Here is a 19,648-nt window from a genome sequence, read left to right on the forward strand (position 1 = left end):
GGATGGCCCTCATGAAAGTCGTGGTGACCTGCCAGCCCGCGGTCGGGCACTTCCATGCGATCGCCCCGCTCGCGCTCGCCGCCCGGTCCGCCGGGCACGACGTCACTGTGGTCACCGGACGGGGCCTCGGCCCCTGGGTGACCCGGGCCGGGCTGGACGTGGTGGAGGTCGGCCCGGCGTGGCTGGCCGACGGGCCGAGGACGTCGGCGTTCGACGACGAGCGCCGGCGGCTGCGGCTGATGGCCATGGCCACCGCCGCGCTCATCCCGGGCATCGTCGAGGTGCTCCGGGCCACCCGCGCCGACGTGCTGCTGCACGAGTCGCTGGAGTGGGCCGGGCCGCTCGCCGCCGACGCGGTGGGCGTGCCCTACGCGGCGCTCGGCCAGCTCCCGCGCCTGCCCCGGGCGGTCACGGCGCAGACGATGGGCGCGGGCTGGAGCCAGGCCCGCACCCGCCTCGGACTGCCCGCCGACCCGGGCATGGCGCGGCTCTACCCGTACCTCTACCTCGACGCGTACCTGCCGAGCATGCAGCCGCTGTCCGACGACCCGCTGCTGTGGTTCGGCGGACGGGCCGAGGACGAGGTGGTGCACCCGATCATGCCGCCGCTGTACCAGGTGGACGGTCCGGTGCCGGACTGGCTCACCGCCCGCGCGACACGGCCGCTGATCTACATGACCATGGGCACGGCGTTCAACCAGACGCCGCATCTGTTCCGCGCGGCCGCGCGGGGCCTGCGCGACGAGGACGTCGACGTGGTCATGACGCTCGGCTCCGGCGTCGACCTCGCCGCCACCGGCATCGACGCGCCGAACGTGCGGCTGGCCACGTACATCCCGCAGGACGAGGTGCTGCGCCGCGCCGCCGTGGTGCTGCACCACGCCGGCTACCTGACCACCGTCGGCGCGCTGCGGCACGGCCTGCCGATGGTGGTCGTCCCGGTCGCCGTCGACCAGCCGTACCACGCCCACCGGCTCAGCGCGGCCGGGGTGGCGATCCGCCTGGACGAGGCGGCGGCCACGCCGGAACGCCTCCGCGACGCGGTGCGCGCCACCCTGGACGACGACCTCTACCGGCGCAACGCCGCCCGGCTCCAGGCGGAGATGGCCGGGATGCCCGGCGTGGGGCGGGGCATCGAGCTGCTGGAGCGGCTGGCCGAGGAGCGCCGGCCGCTGCGCGCGGCCGCATAGGACGGATCCCGGCCGCGTACGCCCGCAGCTGTTCGCGCGGCCACCTCGCAGAGAGGCGACAGCCATGCGCGTACCCCTGGAGACCGTCGACGCCGAGCCGGCGCCGCTCGGCCGGATCCTGCTCACCGGCGCGACCGGCCGGGTCGGCGCCCGGCTGCTGCCCCACCTCAAGCGGCTCGGCGGCGAGGCGCGCCTGCTGGTGTGGGGTCCCGGCCCGGGCCCGGGCGGCGGCCGGCTCGTCACCGGCGACCTGCGCGACCCGGCGGTGTGCCGCAGCGCGGTCGAGGGGGTCGACGCGGTGGTGCACATCGCGTCCGCGTTCGTCGGCCTGGACGGGCCGGGCGCCGAGGAGGTGAACCGGACCGCGACCGCGGCGCTGGCCCGCGCCGCGCTCGACGCCGGGGTGCGCCGGTTCGTGCAGATGAGCAGCTACCTCGTCTACGCGCCCGCCGGCGACCGGCCGGTACGCGAGGACGACCCGCTGCTGAAGTCGCCGGAGTCGTCGTTCCCGGCCGCGAAGCTCGGCGCGGAGGCGGCGCTGCGGCAGTTCACCGGCGGGGAGCTGGAGGTGTGCGTGCTGCGTGTCGCGTTCACCTACGGCGAGGGCGATCCGCATCTCGCCGACGCGCTGAGCTGGTCCGCGCACCGGCCGGACGACGAGCGGCTGCACCTGGTGCACCACGCCGACGTGCGGGCCGGCATCTTCGCCGCGCTGCGCAGCCCGGCCGCGGCCGGGCAGACGTACAACCTGGCCGACGACGAGCCGGCCCCGGCGGCGTTGCTGCGCCCGCTGGCCGCGGAGTTCAGCGCGCGCGGCGCCGGAGCCGGCGACGCGGAGGAGGGCGGCCCGCTGGGCTGCGTCGTGGACACCACCGCCGCCCGCCGTGACCTGGGCTTCCGGCCCGTCTACCCATCTATCGAGGACGCCCGCCGCGCGGGCCGTATGTGACGGAGGACGCCACCATGACCGCGACCGCTGAGCACGCCCCGGCGATGACGATCGGCGGCGTGGCCGAGGAGGCGGCCGCCGTCCTCCCGGTCGACAACCCGGCCACCGGCGCGCCGCTGGGCGCCGCCCCGGTCTGTTCCGGCCGGCAGCTCGACCGGGCGATGGACGCGGCGCTCGCCGCCGCCGCCGGCTGGGCCGCCGACGACGAGGCCCGGCGTGCCGCGCTGCTCGCCGCCGCGAAGGAGGTGTCGCGGGCCGCGTCCCGCCTGGGCGCGCTGGTCACCGCCGAGCAGGGCAAGCCGACGGCGATGGCGATCGCCGAGGCGTACGGCGCGGCGGGCGCGCTGCGCTACCACGCCGGACTCGACCTCGGTGCCGAGTTGCTGCGCGACGACCGGCGCGGGCACGTCGAGCTGACCCGGCGTCCGCTGGGCGTGGTCGCCGCGATCACCCCGTGGAACTTTCCGGTCGCGATCGCCGCCGCCAAGCTGGCCCCGGCGCTGCGGGCGGGCAACACGGTCGTGCTCAAGCCCTCGCCGTATGCGCCGCTGGCCGTGCTGGAACTGGGGCGGCTGCTGGCGCCGCTGTTCCCGCCCGGCGTGGTGAACGTCGTGTCCGGCGGGGACGACCTCGGCGCGGCGATGGTCGCGCATCCGGTGCCGGCGCACGTGTCGTTCACCGGGTCGGTGGCCGCCGGGCGCCGGGTCGCCGCCTCCGCCGGCGCCGGGCTCAAGCGGGTCACACTCGAACTCGGCGGCAACGACCCGGCGATCCTGCTCGACGACGCCGACCCGGACGCGATCGCCGAGAAGCTGTTCTGGGAGGCGTTCGCCAACAGCGGGCAGGCGTGCATGCTGGTGAAGCGGCTGTACGTACCGGCGTCGCGGCACGGTCGCGTGGTCGACGCGCTGGCCGACCGGGCCCGGTCCACCCGGGTCGGCGACGGCGCGGTGAAGGGTACCGAGCTGGGGCCGCTCACCACCGGGGCGCAGTTGCGCCGGGTCACCGCGCTGGTCGAGGCGGCCACCGCCGGGGGAGCGCGGGTCGCGGCCGGCGGCGCGCCGCTGCCCGGCCCGGGTCGGTTCTACGCCCCCACCGTGCTCGCCGGCGCCACCGACGACCTGGCGGTCGTGACGCAGGAGCAGTTCGGGCCGGTGCTGCCCGTGGTGCCGTACACCGATCTCGACGACGCGGTCCGGGCCGCGAACGCCGGCCCGTACGGGCTGGGCGCCTCGGTGTGGTCGGCGGACCCGCAGCGCGCCTGGGACGTCGCCGCGCGGCTGGACGCGGGCACGGTGTGGGTCAACTCGCACGCCGAACTGTCCCCGGACCAGCCGTACGGCGGCCTGAAGTGCAGCGGGCTGGGCGTGGAGGGCGGCGTGGCCGGGCTGCACGGCTACACCGGCGCGCAGGTGCGTCACCGTCCCCGGTGAGCCGCCGTCCGGGCGCCCTCTCCGGGCGCCCGGAGCGCGGGTCAGGTCAGGCCGCTGTAGAACAACGCGCCGATGACGGCCCGTTCCGCCTGCGGCAGGCGGGCGTGCGGCACCGCCCGGCCGGTCAGCGCCAGCCCTTCGCGCGGCTGGTAGATGAAGTCCAGCCCCCCGTCGGGGAAGTTGCCCGCCTCCCGCACCCACCGGTCCAGCCAGGCCGGGTCGTGGCCGGTCTCGTCGAGGTACGAGCGCATCGGCCCCGGGTCGCCGGCGATGGTGAACAGCAGCGACACCTCGCACGTCGGCTGGTCGGTGTGCACGCCCAGGTAGTCGCCCTTCTCGTAGCGCAGGTACGTGCACCGGGTCGGGTGCATGGGCCGGCCCATATGGGCGCTGATCTCGGCGACCAGCGCCGGATCCTCGTGGATCTTGATGAGTGTCGGCCCGGCGCCCAGGTACGCGTTCATCGACCGGCTCACCAGCGCGTCGTGCTCGACGTCCCACCCCGGCTGCGGCCCGCCCGCGAAGGACTCGCCGCGCGGGGCGGCCAGCAGCACCTCGACGTCCTTCATGCACTCCCGCGCGGTGGCCGCCGAGATCAGGTCCGGCATGTGCCAGTAGTACCCGGACGGGTCCAGCATGGACAGGTAGTCGCTGCGGCGGCCGCTGGACTCGCGCAGCAGCGTCGCGTACTCCTCGTCCACCTCGTGGTCGGTGGGCCGCCGCACCACCCGCGACTTCACCGCCCTGATGATCAGCGGGCCCTGCGGGAACATCTGGTCGTACGTCGCGTCGACCAGCGGCCCGCCGCCGGCCAGCGGTGACACGTCGGCCGGCGGCACCCCGGCGGACACGGCCAGGCGCTCGTACAGCCGGATCGAGGCCGGCGGCTCGTCGCGCAGTCCGAGGTGGTGACGCAGCCGCCAGCGCCGCCACTCCAGCTCCACCTCGTTGATCCGGTGCCGGGGCCACCGGTACGAGCCGCCCGGCGCGTACAGCGCGTCCCGGATGTGCTGCACGTCGATCGCGCGAACCCGGTCCGCGGCGGTGCGGAACAGGGCCGACGCGTCGGCGCCGGACGCCCAGGTGGCAGTGGACATGGTGTCCCTCCGGTCAGGCCGGCGCCCGGCGGCGCCGGCTCACTCGTCAGGCCGGTCGGTGGTCCCGCCGCCCTGCGCCAGCGCGGCGGCGTCGCGGGCGCATCCCCACGAGAGCATGACGCCGTTCCCCGCGTGGCCGTAGTTGTGCACGACGAGCGCGTCCCCCCGGCGCTCGGCCTCCACCCGCGGGGCCGGGCGGCCGGGGCGCAGCCCGACGGTGTGCGCGAGCACCTCGGCGCCGGCCAGGGCCGGCTCGATCGCGGCGCACCGCGCGACGATGTCCCGCTCCTCGGTCGGGTCGGGCGTGGTGTCGTCGCTGCGTCGCTGCGCGCCGCCGAGCACCACGTGGTCGCCGTGCGGGAAGATCGACGCCCAGGTGGGCGTCATCGGCGCCTCCAGGAAGAACCGCTCGATCCCCGGGTTGCGCACCACGATCTTCGGGCCGCGCACCGGGTACAGCTCGTCGTCGCCGGTCAGGCTCCGCGCGGCCAGCCCGGTGCAGTTGACCACCACCGGCGCCACCGCCGCCGCCTCGTCGAGCGAGGCCACCGGCTCGGCGCGCAGCTCGCCCCCGGCGTCCAGGAAGTGCTGCTGGAGGTACGCGAGGTAGACGGGCATGTCGACCAGCGGCAGCCGGACGGAGAACGCGGTGCCGAAGCCCGCCGGGCGCTCGTGCTCGTCCAGCGGCCGGAACCCCGGGGTCTGCTCCACGAACGGCGGGGTGGCCCCGGCGGGCCGGGCGGCGAGTACACCCTCGCACAGCGTCACGCCCGGCATCGGCTCGCCGCGCAGCACCCGCAGCGTCTCGTCGGTCCAGGCGCGCTGCGGGTCGTCCGGCGGTGACAGGTTCGGGCCGACCAGCGCCGAGGCCTGCATCGAGGTCGTCCGCTCGGGCGGCTCCGCGGTACGGATCAGCACCCGCGCGCCTCCCTCGGCCAGCCGGATGCCGGTGCTGAGACCGGTGACACCGGAACCGAGGACGACGACGTCCGGACGTGTGGTCATGAAGGATCCTCCGAGTGCGCGGCGGCTGTGGTCAGCTGTCCTGTCAGGAAGATTCTCCACAGCTCACGCCGCTTCGGCTTGCCACTCGTGGTTCGCGGGATGGTGCCGACACCGGCCGGGACGAACACCAGGTCGGCACCCTCGGTCACCCGGCCGACGAGGCCCTGCGCCGCCTCCAGCCGCAGCGGGTCGGCCTGCTCGACCACCACCACCGCGGTCGGCCGGTCCCCGCGCATGCCCAGCAGGACGGTCTGCCGGTGCCGCGGCAGACCGGCCGACTCCAGCGCCGCCTCCACGTCCTCGGCCAGCAGCGTACGGCCGCGCACCTTCACGCTGTCGCCGATGCGGCCCAGCACGAACAGCTGGCCGTCGTGCAGGAACCCGGCGTCGCCGGTGACCAGCGGCCCGTCCCGGCGGCCGGTGTCGGCGTCGGGCGGCTCGTTGTGGTAGCCGTCGGTGAGGCAGGGACCGTCCACCACGATCTCGCCGACGTGGTCCTCCGGCAGTTCCCGGCCGTCCCGGTCCACGATCGAGACCCGGATCCCGCCCAGCGGGCGGCCGGAGCCGACGAGCGCGCCACCTGTCTCCGGCGCCAGGGGCACCGGCCCGTCGAGCACCACCCGCCGCGGGTCCAGCGGCACCGACGTCCACAGCTCGTCCAGCGGCAGGCCGGTGACGGCGAGCGTCGCCTCGGCCAGCCCGTACGCGGGCAGGATGGCGCGCGGGTCCAGCCCGTACGGGGCCAGCAGCCGCACGAAGCGTTCCACCGCACCGGTGCCGACGCGCTCGGCGCCGACGATGACCGCCCGCCATGCGGAGAAGTCCATGCCGTCCAGGTCCTGCGGGCGCACCTTGCGCGCGATGTGTTCCAGCCCGAACGTCGGCATCGCGGTGAGCCGCGCGCCGAGAACGCCGAAGCAGCGCAGGTAGCGCAGCGGGGACCGGACGAACTGCTCGGGGGAGAGCAGCCACAGGTCGCTCTGCCGCACCACCGGCGTGATGAGGCAGCCGATCAGCCCCATGTCGTGGTGCATCGGCAGCCACGACGCGGTCGGATCCTCCGGCCGCATCCGCAGCCACTGCGCGATGGCGGCCACGTTGGCCTCCAGCGCCGGCACCGGCACCCGGACCCCGCGCGGCGCCCGGGTCGAGCCGGAGGTGAACTGGAGCATCGCCAGCTCCGCCGGGGCCCAGCCCGGCCACGGGCCCGGGTCGGCGGCGGCGATCACGTCGTCGTCGATCCGCACCGGCACCGGCGGCGGCACCAGCCCGGCGAGCTGCCCGGCCAGCGCGGCGGACGTCACCACCATGCGCGGGGCGGCCCGCCCGACCAGGTGGGCCAGCGCCCGCGCGTACCCGGTCAGGTCCTGGCCGAACGCGGGCGGCGCGGTCGGCACCGGCACCGCGCCGGCGACCATCGCGCCGAAGTAGAGCTGGATGAACCGGGGCCCGGTGGGCTCCACGATCACCACCGTGTCGCCGTCGGCGGTCCCGGCCGAGCGCAGCCCGGCGGCGACCCGGCGGGCGCCCTCGGCGAGCCGCTCGTAACTCCACTCGTCCCACCCGTCGCCGGGCCCGGCGAAGCGGACCGCCGCGTCCGGGCGCGGCCGGTGCACCCAGTCGGTCAGCGGCGAGCCTGCCGCCGTGGCGCGATCCTGTCCGTCCATCGGGGACCTCCTGGGCACGGGTGGGCGGAGCGTAACGCGGTGCCACGCGACGGCGGCAGGCCCGCGCGGGCCGGCCGGCGGGCACGCTTGCGGTGCCGGCCGGCCCGGCGCGAGCATGCGCTCGACGTGTGACGTGGGCGCGATGTCCCTGGCACGCCTGCCCGGTCAGGTGCGGGCAACTGGGCATTCTGCCCAGTTGAACGGACCCGGCGAGGAGGCTGCGAAGGTGCCTGGACGATCCCTGATCTGCGGACTGAAGGTCACGCACGACGGCGCGGTGGCCGTGATCGACGACGGTCGGCTGCTGTTCTCCACCGAGGCGGAGAAGCTGGACAACCACAACCGCCACTCGGAACTGCACGACATCGACGTGATCCACGACGAACTGCGCCGGCACGGCCTGTCGGCGGGCGAGCTGACCGGCGTGGCCGTCGACGGCTGGGCCCGGGACCGGGACGGCACCTCGTACGTGTGGCTGCTCGACGGCGCGCGCCCGCACCCGTTGGACGTGGCCGGTTACGAGGACCCGGTGACCGATTCGGCGCGGCCCCTGGACGCGCGGCACGGCCCGCTGCCGCAGCGGTTCGGCCCGGCCGGTTTCGCCAGCTACACCCACGCCACCGGGCACCTGTTCGCCAGCTACTGCACCAGCCCGTTCGCGCAGCGCGGCGAGCCGGCACTCGGCCTGGTCTGGGACGGCGGGATGCCGCCCTTCCTCTACCTGGTCGAACCGGACGGCCCTCGGGTACGCGGCGTCGGCCGGGTCAACGAGTTCCTCGGCGGCCTGTACCCGATCTTCGCCTCGCACTTCGATCCGTTCCGGGTCGACCGGCGCAGCGCCGACCCGGACCGCCGGTTCGGGATGGAGGCGCTGCTCCCGGTCTCCGGCAAGGCGATGGCGTACGCCGGGCTGGGCAAACCGGTGGAGGCGGTGATCGACGTGATGGGCGCCGTCACCGCGCAGTTCGGCGCGGTCGACACGCAGATGCGCTCGTTCCAGTGGAGCCAGCGGGTGCTCCGGCTCGCCCGGGGCCTCGGCGCCACCGACGCCGAGCTGCTGGCGTCGTTCCAGGAGTACCTGTTCCGGGCCCTGGTCACCGGCATGGTGGCGATGCTCGACCGGCACCCGGAGCTGCGGGCGCTGCCGCTGTGCCTGTCCGGCGGCTGCGCGCTGAACATCAAGTGGAACTCCGGCCTGCGGAGCAGCGGGCACTTCCCGCGGGTGTGGGTGCCGCCGTTCCCCAACGACGCCGGCTCGGCCATCGGCGCCGCGTGCGCGGAGATGGCCCGCACGACCGGGCGTACCGGTCTTCAGTGGAGCGAGTTCGCCGGGCCGGAGCTGCGCTGGGACGGCGTGGTGCCGCCGGGCTGGACGTCGCGGCCGTGCCCGGTCGAGGACCTGGCCGCGCTGCTGCACGAGCGCGGCGAGGTGGTCGTCGTGCTCACCGGGCGGGCCGAGCTGGGCCCGCGCGCGCTCGGGCACCGCAGCCTCATCGCGCCCGCCACCAGCCGGGACATGCAGCAGCGGCTCAACGAGATCAAGGGCCGGGAGTGGTACCGGCCGGTGGCGCCGATCTGCCTGGAGGAGCGGGCGCCGGAGGTGTTCGCGCCGGGCACCCGCGACCCGTACATGCTCTTCGACCACGACGTCCGGGCCGGCTGGGTGGAACGCATCCCGGCGGTGGTGCACGTCGACGGCAGCGCCCGGCTGCAGACCGTCGACGCCGGCAACCGGGTGGTCCACGACCTGCTGCGCGCCTACGAGCGCCTCAGCGGCGTACCGGTGCTCTGCAACACCAGCGCGAACCTGCCGGGACGCGGTTTCTTCCCCGACCCGGGCACCGCCATGTCCTGGGGCCGCACCCGGTACGTGTGGTCCGACGACGTGCTCTACGAGCGCCTCTGAACCCGCCTCCGGAGGGTGTCCGCGGTCGAGTTCGCGCACGCTTCCGGGGGCGATCGGGGCGGGGTTACGGTGCCCCCGTGCCGATTCCGAATGAGCAGCAGACGCGGAAGCGGGTGCGGGAGCTGGTCCTCGAACTGGCCCCCAACCCGGAGAAGGGCGACCAGGACGAGGTGCTCCTCGTCGAGGACCTGGAGTACCACTCCCTGGCCCTCCTGGAGCTCGCCTTCGCCCTGGAGGACGAGTTCGACCTGCCGCCGATCGACGAGCAGAGCGTGCAGAACATCCGTACCGCCGCCGACATCGAGAACCACGTGGTGCGGCAGCTGGAGAGCAAGGACGCCGAGCCGCTGGCCGCCACGACGGAGTGACGGTCCACCACGGACCGTGCGAGGGCTGGCAACGATCGGTGGAGGTGCGGACTTGTCCGAGCACGACGAGGTCATCTGCGGGCTGAAACTGACCCACGACGGCGCGCACGCCCTCATCCGGGGCGACCGTCTGCTCTGGTCGGTCGAGGAGGAGAAGGTCGGCAACCGCCGCCGCCACGCCCGCCTCACCGACCTGAGCGGCGTGGTGGCCGAACTGGAACACCACGGCCTGGGCATCGGCGACATCGACGCGATCAGCGTCGACGGCTGGGTGCAGTCCGGCGACGGACGCACCGCGGCGGAGATCGAGCTGCCCGACGGCGGGCGGCAGATGATCGACCTGGCCGGCTACGCGGTCATCGCCGAGCCCGGCGACCCGCTGCCGGCCCACCCCCGTACCACCGGCAGCGGTCTGCCGCTGGGCTCGAAGACCTTCGACTACTCCAGCTACCCGCACGCCACCGGCCACGCGTTCGCCGGTTACAGCACCAGCCCGTACGCGGCGGCGGACCGCGCCGCGCTGATCCTGGTGTGGGACGGCGGCATGCCCGCCACCCTCTACCGCTTCGACCCGGCCACGCCCGCGCTGCACTCGCTCGGCGTGGTGGTCCCGATCGTCGGCGCCCTCTACCCGATCTTCGCCTCGCTGTTCCCGCCGTTCGGCGTCCCCGCCGACGAGCGCCGCCGGCTCGGCGGGCTGGGCGACTTCGCCCAGCTGGAGGCGCTGCTGCCGGTCTCCGGCAAGGCGATGGCGTACGCCTCACTGGCCCCGGCCAGCGAGGAGGCGATCACGGTGATGACCGAGCTGGCCGAGTCGATGCTGCCGATCGGCATCACCGGCGCGTTCCTCTGGAGTCACCAGGCCCGGCGCCGGCTCGCGCCGCTCGGGCTCTCGGATGCGGCGATCCTCGCCTCGTTCCAGGAGTTCCTGTTCCGGCTGCTGCTGCGCGGGCTGCGTACCGGCCCGGGCGCCGCGTACGTGCGGGCCGGCGAGCCGCTCTGCCTGTCCGGCGGCTGCGCGCTGAACATCAAGTGGAACTCCGGGCTGCGGGCCAGCGGCGACTTCAGCGACGTGTGGGTGCCGCCGTTCCCGAACGACGCCGGCTCGGCCATCGGCACCGCCTGCGCGGAGCTGTTCCGCCGCACCGGCCGCGCCGCGCTGCGCTGGTCGGTGTTCGACGGCCCGGACCTCGTCGACTCGCCGGTCCCGCCCGGCTGGACCGGCCGCCCGTGCAGCGTCGCCGAACTCGCCGAGCTGCTGCATCGCACCGGCGAGCCGGTCGTGGTGGTCGACGGCCGGGCCGAACTGGGTCCGCGCGCCCTTGGCCACCGCAGCATCATCGCCCCGGCGCACGACCCGGGGATGAAGGACCGGCTCAACGAGATCAAGCTGCGCGAGTCGTACCGGCCGGTGGCGCCGATCTGCCTGGAGGCGCGGGCGCCGGAGGTGTTCGACCCCGGCACACCCGACCCGTACATGCTCTTCGAGCACCACATCCGGCCCGGGTGGCGGGACCGGGTGCCGGCGGTGGTGCACGCCGACGGCAGCGCCCGGCTGCAGACCGTCGGCCCGGCCCATCCGCTGCTGTTCGAACTGCTCACCGCGTACGAGCGGCACTCCGGCATCCCGGTGCTCTGCAACACCAGCGCCAACCACCCTGGTCGCGGCTTCTTCCCCGACGCCGCCTCCGCGATGCGCTGGGGCGGCGTGCCGCGGGTCTGGTCGCGGGGCCGGTTGTACACGGCGGATCGCTGACCATGGCCGCCCGTCGCGCCGACATCTCGGCGATGCTCGAGATGCTTCCGCCCTTCGCCGTGCGGGTCGCCGCCACGCTGCGGCTGTCCGACCACATCGCCGACGGTCACACCGGGCTCAAGGCGCTCGCCCGGGCCGGCGGGGCCGACCCGGACGCGCTCGGCCGGCTCCTGCGCTACCTGGTCCAGCTCGGCCTCTACACCGAGCCCGAGCCGGGCACGTACGCGGTCACCCCGGCCGGCCGGATGCTCGCCACCGCCCATCCGTCGGGCCTGCGGGCCTGGCTGGACCTGGACGGGCCGGGCGGGCGGATGGACCTGGCGCTGGCCGGGCTGCTGCACGCGGTGCGCACCGGCGAACCCGGGTACGACCGGGTCCACGGCCGCTCCTTCTGGGACGACCTGGCCGCCGACCCGGACCGCGGTGACGCCTTCGACGCGCTGATGGCCGGCAAGTCCCGGCGCGTCGCCGCCGACCTGGCCGCCGTGGTGTCCTGGGACGGCACCCGGCACCTGGTCGACGTGGGCGGCGGTCGCGGCGCCACGATGATCGCCGTCCTGGGCGCCCACCCCGGTCTGCGCGGCACCGTGTTCGACCTGCCCGGACCGGCGGCCGGGGCGCGCGAAGCGGTGCGGGAGGCGGGCCTGGCCGGCCGGTGCGAGGTGGTCGCCGGCAGCTTCCTCGAAGCCGTGCCCGAGGGCGACACCCACCTGCTGTTCGACATCCTGCACGACTGGGACGACGCGACCGCCGCGGCGATCCTGCGCCGCTGCGCCGCGGTGAGCCGCCGGGTGCTCGTGGTGGAGGACATCCCGGCCGGCGAACCGGACCGGTGGTCGGTCGCCGCCGACCTGAAGATGCTCACGCTCTTCGCCGGCCGCCAGCGCACCGCCGCGCAACTGGCGGCGCTGGGGGCGGTGGCCGGCCTGCGGGCCGTGCATCCGGCCGCGCCGGTGGCGCTGCCGGGCGGGTTCGCCTACGTCGAGTTCCGGCCGGGCGCCGGGGAAGGGGGTACGCCGGCATGAGCGGCTCCGAGTCCGCCGGGCACGTCCTGGTCACCGGCGCCTCCCGGGGCATCGGTCGCGCTGTCGCGGTGCACCTGGCCGGTCTGGGCTACGACGTCACCGGCTGCTACCGGCGCGACGGCGAGGACGCCGAGGCGGCCGAGGCGGAGGTCGCCGCCCACGGTGCGCGCTGCCTGTTCCAGTCCTGCGACGTGTCCGACCCGGACGCCGTCGAGGACCTGGTGGCGCTCGCGGAGAAGAAGATCGGCCCGCTGACCGGGCTGGTCAACAACGCCGGCATCACCCGGGACGCCCCGGCCGTGCTCATGCGCGCCGACCAGTGGCGGGACGTGCTGGACGTCAACCTCACCGGCACCTGGAACCTGTGCCGCACGGTCGGGTTCCGCTTCCTCAAGCGGCGGGCCGGCGACATCGTCAACATCTCCTCGGTCGCCGGTGTCTACGGCAACGCCGGTCAGACCAACTACGCGGCGGCGAAGGCCGGCATCATCGGCCTGACCCGCTCGCTGGCCAAGGAGATGGCGCCCTACGGGTTGCGGGCCAACGTGGTCGCGCCCGGGTTCATCGACACCGACATGACCTCGGCGCTTGCGTCGAAGTCGCGCGCCAAGGCGCTCGCCGCCATCCCGCTGCGGCGCTTCGGTGTACCGGACGACGTGGCGCCGCTGGTGGCCTTCCTGCTGTCGCCCGCCGCGTCGTACATCACCGCCCAGGTCTTCCACGTCGACGGCGGGATCGTCCTGTGACGCCCGTGCCGTGCCCCACCGACCGTCGTACCAGGAGAGGAACAGTGTCATGTCGGACAAGCAAACCCACCTCGAGGAGCTGCGCGAGCTGGTCGCGGAGGTGCTCGAGGTCGAGCCGTCGGAGCTGACGGACACCGCCGACTTCCAGGACGAGTACGAGGCCGACTCGCTGCGGGCGATCGAGATGCTGGCGCGGATCGAGAAACGCTACAAGGTGGAGATCCCGCAGCGGGAGCTGGCCGGGATGGAGAACCTCAAGGCGGTGTACGAGATCACCGCCACCTACGCGGGCTGGGACAGCTAGTGCGATGAACCGTGTCGTCATCACCGGCGTCGGGCCGGTCTCCAACATCGGCATCGGGGCCCGTGCCTTCGAGCAGGGGCTGCGCGAGGGGCGCGTGGGCGTCGGGCCGATCCGCAGCTTCGACACCACCGGTTTCCCCCGCACCATGGCCGGTGAGGTCCGCGACTTCGTCCCGGCGGGACTGCTGCGCCGGCTCGACGTCCGGGCGTGGGGCCGCTCGTCCCTGTTCGCGGCCGCCGCGGCCCGGCTGGCGGTGCGCGACGCGGGCCTGGACGCGGCGCTCGACGCCGGTGCGCTCGCCCCGGACCGGGTCGGCGTGGTGGTCGGCACCACCAGCGGCGAGTCGAAGCTGACCGAGGAGTTCGGCCGGCGGGTGGTCGACGCCGGGTTCGCCGCCGTGGAGCCGGCGTTGCTCGCGGGGCTGCCGGCCGGGCGGCTGGCCTTCGCCGTGAACGAGGAGCTGGGTGTGACGGGTGAGTCGGTGACGCTGGCGACCGCCTGCTCGGCGAGCAACTACGCCATCGGCTACGCGTACGACGCGATCGCCGCCGGTGACGCCGAGGTGATGCTCACCGGCGGCGCCGACTCGGTGTGCCGGTGGGCGCACGCCGGGTTCGTGCGGCTCGGCGCCGTCGCCGAGACCGCCTGCGCGCCGTTCGACCTGAACCGCTCCGGCATGGTCACCGCGGAGGGCGGCGCGATGCTGGTGCTGGAGTCCGCCGACCACGCCGCCGCGCGGGGCGCCCGGCCCTACGCCGAGGTGCTCGGCTACGCGCTGAACTGCGACGCCAGCCACATGGTCGCGCCGAACGCGGCCACCATCGCCGCGTGCATGCGCCTGGCCTTCGACAACGCCGGGATCAGCCCGTCGGACGTGGACTACGTCTGCGCGCACGGCACCGGCACCGCTGCCAACGACGCCACCGAGGCGGAGGCGCTGTTCGAGGCGTTCGACGGGAAGGTGCCGCCGGTCAGCTCGATCAAGTCGATGCTCGGCCACACCATGGGCGCGGCGAGCGCGTTCGGCGCGATCGCGTCCGCCGTCGCCATCGCCAGGGGGTTCCTGCCCCCGACGGTGAACTGGGCGTCGCCGGACCCGGCCATGTCGTGGCTCGACCCGATCCCGAACCGGGCCCGCCCCGCGCCGGTACGGGTGGCCCAGAACAACGGCTTCGCGTTCGGCGGCAACAACGCCATCGTCCTGCTCGGGGCGCCGTCGTGACCGCGCTGACGATCGCCGGCTGGGGCGTCGTGGGCCCGGCCGCGGACAGCCCGGAGGCGCTCGCCACGGCGCTCGGCGCCGCGCCGCAGCCGGTGCCGGTCACCGGCATGTACGCCGACGAACTGCCGGACGCGCGGGCGCACGCCCTGGTCGGCTTCGACGTCAAGGCGCACCTGCGCCGCCGGGGCACCGCCTTCTTCGACCGCCGCACCTCGCTGACGGTGGTCGCCTGCGGCCGCGCCATCGAGGACGCCGGGCTGGTGGTGACCGACGACAACCGGGACCGGATCGGCATCGTCACCGGCACCACCGCCGGCAGCGTCAAGTCGAGCGTGGACTACGCGGCGGAGACGTTCACCCAGCAGCCGCCGTACCTGGTGAATCCGGCACTGTTCCCGAACACCGTGATGAACTGCGCGGCCGGTCAGTCGGCCATCTGGTACAAGCTGCACGGGCCGAACGCCACCGTCGCCGGAGGGCCGCTGGCCTTTCTGACCGGGCTGCGCTACAGCGCGAACCTGTTCCGCCGGGGCCGTGCCGACGTGCTGCTGGCCTCCACGGTGGAGGAGTTCACCCCGCACACCGCCTGGACCGTGCGGCGTACCGGCGGGACCGTCGCCGGGGAGGGCGGCGCCGCGTTCGTGTTGCGCCGCGATCCGGACGGGCCGGCCGACGGCGCCGTCCTCGCCGTGCGGGTCGGCTTCTGCCCGGCCGCGCAGTCCCGGCCCGCCGCGCTCTCCGCGCTCGTCCGGGCGACGCTGGCCGAGGCCGGCGTGGACGGCGCGGACGTGACCACAGTCGCCTGCGGCCGGCGTGGCGACGCGCCCGACGACGCCGAGGTCTGGTCGGCGGTGGACGACGGGCTCGGCGGGCGCTCGCCGGCCGAGCGGCTGCACGTCGACGACGTGGTCGGGGACTGCCAGGCGGCGACCGGGGCCTGGGAACTGGCCGCGGTGCTCGCCCGGCACCGCGCCGACCCGGGCCGCGACGGCGCGTACTCGCTGCTCGTGGCGCGGACGCCGGAGGGCGGCGTCGGCGCCGCGGTGGTCCGGGGCCGGAGCCGGCGATGATCCCACCGCGACTGCACGGCCTCACCGCCGACGACCGGGACGCCACGGCCGCCGACGGCGACGGCCCGGTCGCGGTGTTCGTGCACGGCATGGAGGACGACTGCCGGGGCTGGACCGCGCTCGCCCGCAGCCTCGGCCCGCAGTGGCGGACGCTGGCGATGTGCGTGCCCTGGCACGCCGGCAACGACTACTCCTGGCGGTACGCCGGGCGGCCGGGGGAGTGGGTGGCGGCCGGGCTGTCGAAGCTGCCCGCGCCACCGATAGTCCTGGTCGGGCACTCCTTCGGCGCCAACGCGATCCTGGAACTGCTGGCCACCAGCCCGCAGCCGCCGGCCCGATCGGCGGTGCTGACCACGCCGTTCTACCGGCCACACGACGCGCCGGTGACCTGGCGCGCGTTCGACAGGTCGCGGCGGATCTTCCAGCGCCAGATCAGCGACGGGCTGCGCTCGCGGCTGACCGCCCGCAAGACGTCCCTGGAACCCGACATCCTCGAATCGATGCTCGAACGGGCGTGGGAGCGCACCGGCCCGAGTGCGTTCCTGGCGGTCTTCGAGCAGTACCTGGCCAGCGGCCACCTGCCGGTGCAGACGGTGGAGATCCCGGTGCTGGTGGTCGGCGGTGAACGGGATCCCGGGCTCAACCGGGACCACCTGCGTGCGCTCACCGACCGGCTGCCGCTGGGCCTGCTCGCCTGCGAACCCGACTACGACCACTTCTGCCACCGGCGACACGCCCACCGGCTCGGCCGGTCGATCGACCGGTTCGCCCGGTACGGCACCGACGCGGAGAGGCCGGCCCGATGACACCGAAGAAACAGCCACGCGTGCACTTCTCCTTCCGCAGCCCGTTCAGCTGGCTGGCGATCACCGTCCTGCGCCGGCGGGTGCCGGACCTGGACGAGCGGGTCACCTTCGTGCCGTTCTGGAACCCGGACGCGGTCACCGAGGCGGCGCTGCGGGAGCGTGGCGCGGAACTGCACTACGCCCCGATGAGCAAGGCGAAGCACCTCTACATCCTGCACGACACCAAACGGCAGGCGGCCCGCGTCGGCGTGCCGATGCGCTGGCCGATCGACGACGACCCGTGGTGGGAGCTGCCGCACCTGGCCTGGCTCTGCGCCCGCCGCGCCGGCCGCGCCCGGCAGTTCTACGAGGCGGCGTGCGCGGCCCGCTGGGAGCGCGGCGAGGACATCTGCACCGTCGAGGCGGTCGAGCGCATCGCCCGGGAGGCCGGGCTCGACCCCGGACCGGCGGCCCGGGCCACCGACGACCCGCGGATCCGGGCCGAGGCGGTCGACTGCCTGGAACAGGCGTACCACGACGACATCTTCGGCATCCCGTACTTCCGGATCGGCCGGCACCGGTTCTGGGGCCTGGACCGGGTGGACGACTTCGTCGCCGAGCTGGAATACCCCACCCCGGTGCGGCGGCCCGCCCCGGCCGGCGCGGCCCGGCGGATCGGGGCGTACGACACCGACACGGCGGGAGGCTGCGGATGACCGCGAGCGCACGGGAGTCGGCGCGACTGTTCGACCCGTTCGACCCCGCCGTCCTGGCCGACCCGTATCCGGCCTACGCGCGGCTGCGCGACCACGACCCGGTCAGCTACCTGCCCGAGTACGACGTGTGGATGGTGACCCGGTACGACGACGTGGTCGCCATCGCCCGCGACCCGGCCCGCTTCTCCTCGAAGATCGGCATGAGCCCGGACTTCGCGGTCGCCGGTGGCCCGCAGACCGGCGTCAGCTACCGCATCGGCGCGCCGTCGGTACGGGTTCTGATCGCCACCGATCCACCCGAGCACCAGATCTTCCGGCGCGCCGTGGCCGGCGCCTTCACCCCCGCCTCGGTGACCGCGGCGACGCCCCGGATCCGCGCGCTGGCCCGCGAGCGCGTACGGGTGCTGCGGGAACGCAGCGAGGCCGGGTGCGGCGACTTCTTCACCGACCTGGCGGAGCCGCTGCCGGTGCTCGTGCTCGCCGACCTGCTCGGCGTGCCGGCGGACATGCACGAGGAGTTCCGGGACTGGTCCACAGTCATCACCAAGGATCTCGACCAGGCGTCCGGGCCGCCCCGGGTGGGCCGGGGAATCGAGATGTTCCGCTACTTCAGCCGTCAGCTGCGCCGCGCCACGCCGGGCCGGGCCAACCTGTTCGACGCGATCGCCACCGCCCGCGCCGCCGGGGTGTCCGAGCAGGAGCTGCTGGCGTTCTGCGCGTTCCTGCTCGTCGCCGGCATCGAGACCACCACGAACCTGCTGACCAACCTGATGGCCGCGCTGCTGCGTTTCCCCGGGTTGCAGGACCGCATCCGCGACGATCCAGGCCTGGTGCCGACCGCCGTGGACGAGGCGATCCGCTACGACACCCCGGTCCAGGCGCTGTGGCGGGGCACCCGCGAGCCGGTGGAGCTGCACGGCCGTACGCTGCCCGCCGACGCCCGGGTGCTGCTGGTCTGGGGCGCGGCAAACCGCGACGGCCGCCGGTTCGACCAGCCGGACGAGTTCCGGCCGGACCGCCGCCCCAACGACCACGTCGGCTTCGGCGCGGGCCCGCACTTCTGCCTCGGCGCGCGGCTGGCCACCGCCGAGGTCGCGGCGGTGCTGCACGAGCTGTTCGCCGCCGCGATCCGGGTGGAGCCGGCCGGGGAGCCGGTACTGACCCGCAGCCTGGTGCTGCGCGGCCGTACCAGCCTGCCGGTGCGGTTGGTGCCCCGGTGACCCCGCCCGACCGCGACCCGGTCGTCGTCGAGGCGGTCCGCACCCCGATCGGCCGCCGCCGGGGCGCGCTCAGCGGCGTCCACGCCGCGGTCCTGCTGCGCCACGTACTGCTGGCCGTGCTGGAGCGCACCGGCGTCGCGCCCGCAGACGTCGACCAGATCATCGGCGGCTGCGTGACCCAGGTCGGCGAGCAGGGCCTCAACGTGACCCGCAACGCGTGGCTGTCGACCGGCCTGGACCACCGGGTCGCGGCGACCACCGTGGACGTGAGCTGCGGCTCGGCCCAGCAGGCCAACCACCTGGTGGCCGCGCTCATCCACGCCGGGGCCATCGACGTCGGCATCGCCTGCGGGGTGGAGTCGATGAGCCGGGTGCCGGTGGGCAGCAACTTCACCGGCGCGGCCGACTTCCGCACCGAGGACTACCCGTGGGACGACCCGCCCCGGCTCCAGTTCGGCGGGGCCGAGCGGATCGCCGCGCGGCAGGGACTCACCCGTGACCAGCTGGACGCGTACGGCCTGCGCTCGCAGCGCCGGGCCGCCGCGGCCTGGGCCGCCGGGCACTTCGACCGTGAGGTCGTGCCGGTGCCGGTGCCCGGCGGCCCACCGGTGGCCGTCGACGAAGGGCTGCGCGCCTCCACCCCGGAAGGGCTGGCCGCGCTGCGCCCCACAGTCGACGGCGGCCTGCACACCGCCGGCACCACCTCGCAGGTCTCCGACGGCGCCGCAGCGGTGCTGTGGATGTCGGCCGGCCGGGCCCGGGCGCTCGGCCTGCCGGCCCGCGCCCGGCTGACCCACCAGGTGGTGACCGGCGCCGACCCGTACTACCTGCTCGACGGCCCGGTGGAGGCCACCGGCCGGATCCTCGCCCGGGCCGGCACGAGCCTCGGCGACATCGACAGGTACGAGGTCAACGAGGCGTTCGCCGCCGTGGTGCTGTCCTGGGCCGGGCGCCTCGGCGCGGACCTGGACCGGGTCAACGTCAACGGCGGGGCCATCGCGCTCGGGCATCCGATGGGCGCCACCGGCGCACGGCTGATCACCACCGCGCTGCACGAGCTGGAGCGGACCGGCACGGAGTTGGCCCTGATCACCATGTGCTGCGGCGGCTCGCAGGGCACCGCCTCGATCCTGCAGCGCTGCTGACGGGCACGCACGTACCCGGCCGGGCCGCAGTGGAGGGAGCACCA

Annotated in this window: 18 protein-coding genes; 15 read left to right on the top strand and 3 right to left on the bottom strand. The window is 74.9% G+C overall.

What is annotated here, in order from left to right; translation table 11 throughout:
- The first annotated feature begins 11 nt into the window (after nt 1-11).
- The 3 genes from KSK32_RS24910 to KSK32_RS24920 all read left to right on the top strand — a co-directional run bounded on the left by KSK32_RS24910 (nt 12) and on the right by KSK32_RS24920 (nt 3,572).
- On the top strand, nt 12-1,190 hold the full coding sequence (locus tag KSK32_RS24910; protein ID WP_216933382.1) for a glycosyltransferase: 1,179 nt from the start codon (nt 12-14) through the stop codon (nt 1,188-1,190).
- Nucleotides 1,191-1,254: 64 nt separating this feature from the next.
- Nucleotides 1,255-2,139, top strand: a complete 885-nt coding sequence (locus tag KSK32_RS24915; protein WP_216933383.1) for an NAD(P)-dependent oxidoreductase — start codon at nt 1,255-1,257, stop codon at nt 2,137-2,139.
- Between the two features lie 14 nt (nt 2,140-2,153).
- Nucleotides 2,154-3,572: an aldehyde dehydrogenase family protein gene (locus KSK32_RS24920; protein WP_216933384.1), complete on the top strand. Its 1,419-nt coding sequence runs from the start codon at nt 2,154-2,156 to the stop codon at nt 3,570-3,572.
- Nucleotides 3,573-3,613: 41 nt separating this feature from the next.
- On the opposite strand, the gene KSK32_RS24925 is transcribed toward KSK32_RS24920, so the two are convergent.
- The 3 genes from KSK32_RS24925 to KSK32_RS24935 are packed head-to-tail and all read right to left on the bottom strand — an operon-like array spanning nt 3,614 to nt 7,341.
- Nucleotides 3,614-4,669, bottom strand: coding sequence for a hypothetical protein (locus KSK32_RS24925; RefSeq protein ID WP_216933385.1), 1,056 nt, complete (start codon nt 4,667-4,669; stop codon nt 3,614-3,616).
- A gap of 39 nt (nt 4,670-4,708) precedes the next feature.
- The gene (locus tag KSK32_RS24930) at nt 4,709-5,674 is read right to left on the bottom strand and encodes an FAD-dependent oxidoreductase (protein ID WP_216933386.1); all 966 of its coding nucleotides are present in this window, start codon (nt 5,672-5,674) and stop codon (nt 4,709-4,711) included.
- A complete protein-coding gene (locus KSK32_RS24935) occupies nt 5,671-7,341 on the bottom strand; it encodes an AMP-binding protein (protein ID WP_216933387.1) in 1,671 nt (556 codons plus the stop codon). Before KSK32_RS24935 ends, KSK32_RS24930 begins: the two co-directional genes overlap by 4 nt.
- A 226-nt stretch (nt 7,342-7,567) precedes the next feature.
- Between KSK32_RS24935 and KSK32_RS24940 the strand changes: the two genes are divergently transcribed.
- From KSK32_RS24940 to KSK32_RS24995, 12 genes are all read left to right on the top strand, one after another.
- A complete protein-coding gene (locus KSK32_RS24940) occupies nt 7,568-9,247 on the top strand; it encodes a carbamoyltransferase N-terminal domain-containing protein (RefSeq protein WP_216933388.1) in 1,680 nt (559 codons plus the stop codon).
- 77 nt (nt 9,248-9,324) lie between these two features.
- A complete protein-coding gene (locus tag KSK32_RS24945; RefSeq protein WP_216933389.1) occupies nt 9,325-9,615 on the top strand; it encodes a phosphopantetheine-binding protein in 291 nt (96 codons plus the stop codon).
- A gap of 52 nt (nt 9,616-9,667) precedes the next feature.
- Nucleotides 9,668-11,371 carry a carbamoyltransferase N-terminal domain-containing protein gene (locus tag KSK32_RS24950; RefSeq protein WP_254187182.1) on the top strand — a complete coding sequence of 568 codons (1,704 nt, stop codon included), beginning with the start codon at nt 9,668-9,670 and terminating at the stop codon, nt 11,369-11,371.
- A 2-nt stretch (nt 11,372-11,373) separates the two neighbouring features.
- On the top strand, nt 11,374-12,396 hold the full coding sequence (locus KSK32_RS24955) for a methyltransferase (protein ID WP_216933390.1): 1,023 nt from the start codon (nt 11,374-11,376) through the stop codon (nt 12,394-12,396).
- A complete protein-coding gene (fabG, locus tag KSK32_RS24960) occupies nt 12,393-13,142 on the top strand; it encodes a 3-oxoacyl-[acyl-carrier-protein] reductase (protein WP_216933391.1) in 750 nt (249 codons plus the stop codon). Before KSK32_RS24955 ends, fabG begins: the two co-directional genes overlap by 4 nt.
- A gap of 49 nt (nt 13,143-13,191) precedes the next feature.
- Nucleotides 13,192-13,446, top strand: a complete 255-nt coding sequence (locus KSK32_RS24965) for an acyl carrier protein (RefSeq protein ID WP_135239705.1) — start codon at nt 13,192-13,194, stop codon at nt 13,444-13,446.
- A gap of 4 nt (nt 13,447-13,450) precedes the next feature.
- Nucleotides 13,451-14,668 carry a beta-ketoacyl synthase gene (locus KSK32_RS24970; RefSeq protein WP_216933392.1) on the top strand — a complete coding sequence of 406 codons (1,218 nt, stop codon included), beginning with the start codon at nt 13,451-13,453 and terminating at the stop codon, nt 14,666-14,668.
- Complete coding sequence (locus tag KSK32_RS24975; RefSeq protein ID WP_216933393.1) at nt 14,665-15,738, top strand: beta-ketoacyl synthase N-terminal-like domain-containing protein; 1,074 nt, start codon at nt 14,665-14,667, stop codon at nt 15,736-15,738. Before KSK32_RS24970 ends, KSK32_RS24975 begins: the two co-directional genes overlap by 4 nt.
- Entirely contained in the window at nt 15,735-16,544 is an 810-nt protein-coding gene (locus KSK32_RS24980) for an alpha/beta fold hydrolase (RefSeq protein WP_216933394.1), read from the top strand. The genes KSK32_RS24975 and KSK32_RS24980 overlap by 4 nt, the downstream gene beginning before the upstream one ends.
- Nucleotides 16,541-17,239, top strand: coding sequence for a 2-hydroxychromene-2-carboxylate isomerase (locus KSK32_RS24985; RefSeq protein WP_216933395.1), 699 nt, complete (start codon nt 16,541-16,543; stop codon nt 17,237-17,239). The genes KSK32_RS24980 and KSK32_RS24985 overlap by 4 nt, the downstream gene beginning before the upstream one ends.
- A complete protein-coding gene (locus KSK32_RS24990; RefSeq protein ID WP_216933396.1) occupies nt 17,236-18,459 on the top strand; it encodes a cytochrome P450 in 1,224 nt (407 codons plus the stop codon). Before KSK32_RS24985 ends, KSK32_RS24990 begins: the two co-directional genes overlap by 4 nt.
- Nucleotides 18,456-19,604, top strand: a complete 1,149-nt coding sequence (locus KSK32_RS24995) for a steroid 3-ketoacyl-CoA thiolase (RefSeq protein WP_216933397.1) — start codon at nt 18,456-18,458, stop codon at nt 19,602-19,604. The genes KSK32_RS24990 and KSK32_RS24995 overlap by 4 nt, the downstream gene beginning before the upstream one ends.
- Nucleotides 19,605-19,648 lie beyond the last annotated feature (44 nt).

It is taken from the genome of Micromonospora sp. WMMB482, assembly GCF_019038635.1.
GTDB lineage: Bacteria > Actinomycetota > Actinomycetes > Mycobacteriales > Micromonosporaceae > Micromonospora > Micromonospora marina.

Excerpts from the sequence above, each read along its gene's own strand:
- KSK32_RS24915 (WP_216933383.1), top strand. The coding sequence starts at position 1,255 with ATGCGCGTACCCCTGGAGACCGTCGACGCCGAGCCGGCGCCGCTCGGC.
- KSK32_RS24980 (WP_216933394.1), top strand. The coding sequence starts at position 15,735 with ATGATCCCACCGCGACTGCACGGCCTCACCGCCGACGACCGGGACGCC.
- KSK32_RS24985 (WP_216933395.1), top strand. The coding sequence starts at position 16,541 with ATGACACCGAAGAAACAGCCACGCGTGCACTTCTCCTTCCGCAGCCCG.
- KSK32_RS24910 (WP_216933382.1), top strand. The coding sequence starts at position 12 with ATGAAAGTCGTGGTGACCTGCCAGCCCGCGGTCGGGCACTTCCATGCG.
- KSK32_RS24965 (WP_135239705.1), top strand. The coding sequence starts at position 13,192 with ATGTCGGACAAGCAAACCCACCTCGAGGAGCTGCGCGAGCTGGTCGCG.
- KSK32_RS24925 (WP_216933385.1), bottom strand. The coding sequence starts at position 4,669 with ATGTCCACTGCCACCTGGGCGTCCGGCGCCGACGCGTCGGCCCTGTTC.
- KSK32_RS24955 (WP_216933390.1), top strand. The coding sequence starts at position 11,374 with ATGGCCGCCCGTCGCGCCGACATCTCGGCGATGCTCGAGATGCTTCCG.
- KSK32_RS24935 (WP_216933387.1), bottom strand. The coding sequence starts at position 7,341 with ATGGACGGACAGGATCGCGCCACGGCGGCAGGCTCGCCGCTGACCGAC.
- fabG (WP_216933391.1), top strand. The coding sequence starts at position 12,393 with ATGAGCGGCTCCGAGTCCGCCGGGCACGTCCTGGTCACCGGCGCCTCC.
- KSK32_RS24920 (WP_216933384.1), top strand. The coding sequence starts at position 2,154 with ATGACCGCGACCGCTGAGCACGCCCCGGCGATGACGATCGGCGGCGTG.
- KSK32_RS24990 (WP_216933396.1), top strand. The coding sequence starts at position 17,236 with ATGACCGCGAGCGCACGGGAGTCGGCGCGACTGTTCGACCCGTTCGAC.
- KSK32_RS24970 (WP_216933392.1), top strand. The coding sequence starts at position 13,451 with ATGAACCGTGTCGTCATCACCGGCGTCGGGCCGGTCTCCAACATCGGC.
- KSK32_RS24930 (WP_216933386.1), bottom strand. The coding sequence starts at position 5,674 with ATGACCACACGTCCGGACGTCGTCGTCCTCGGTTCCGGTGTCACCGGT.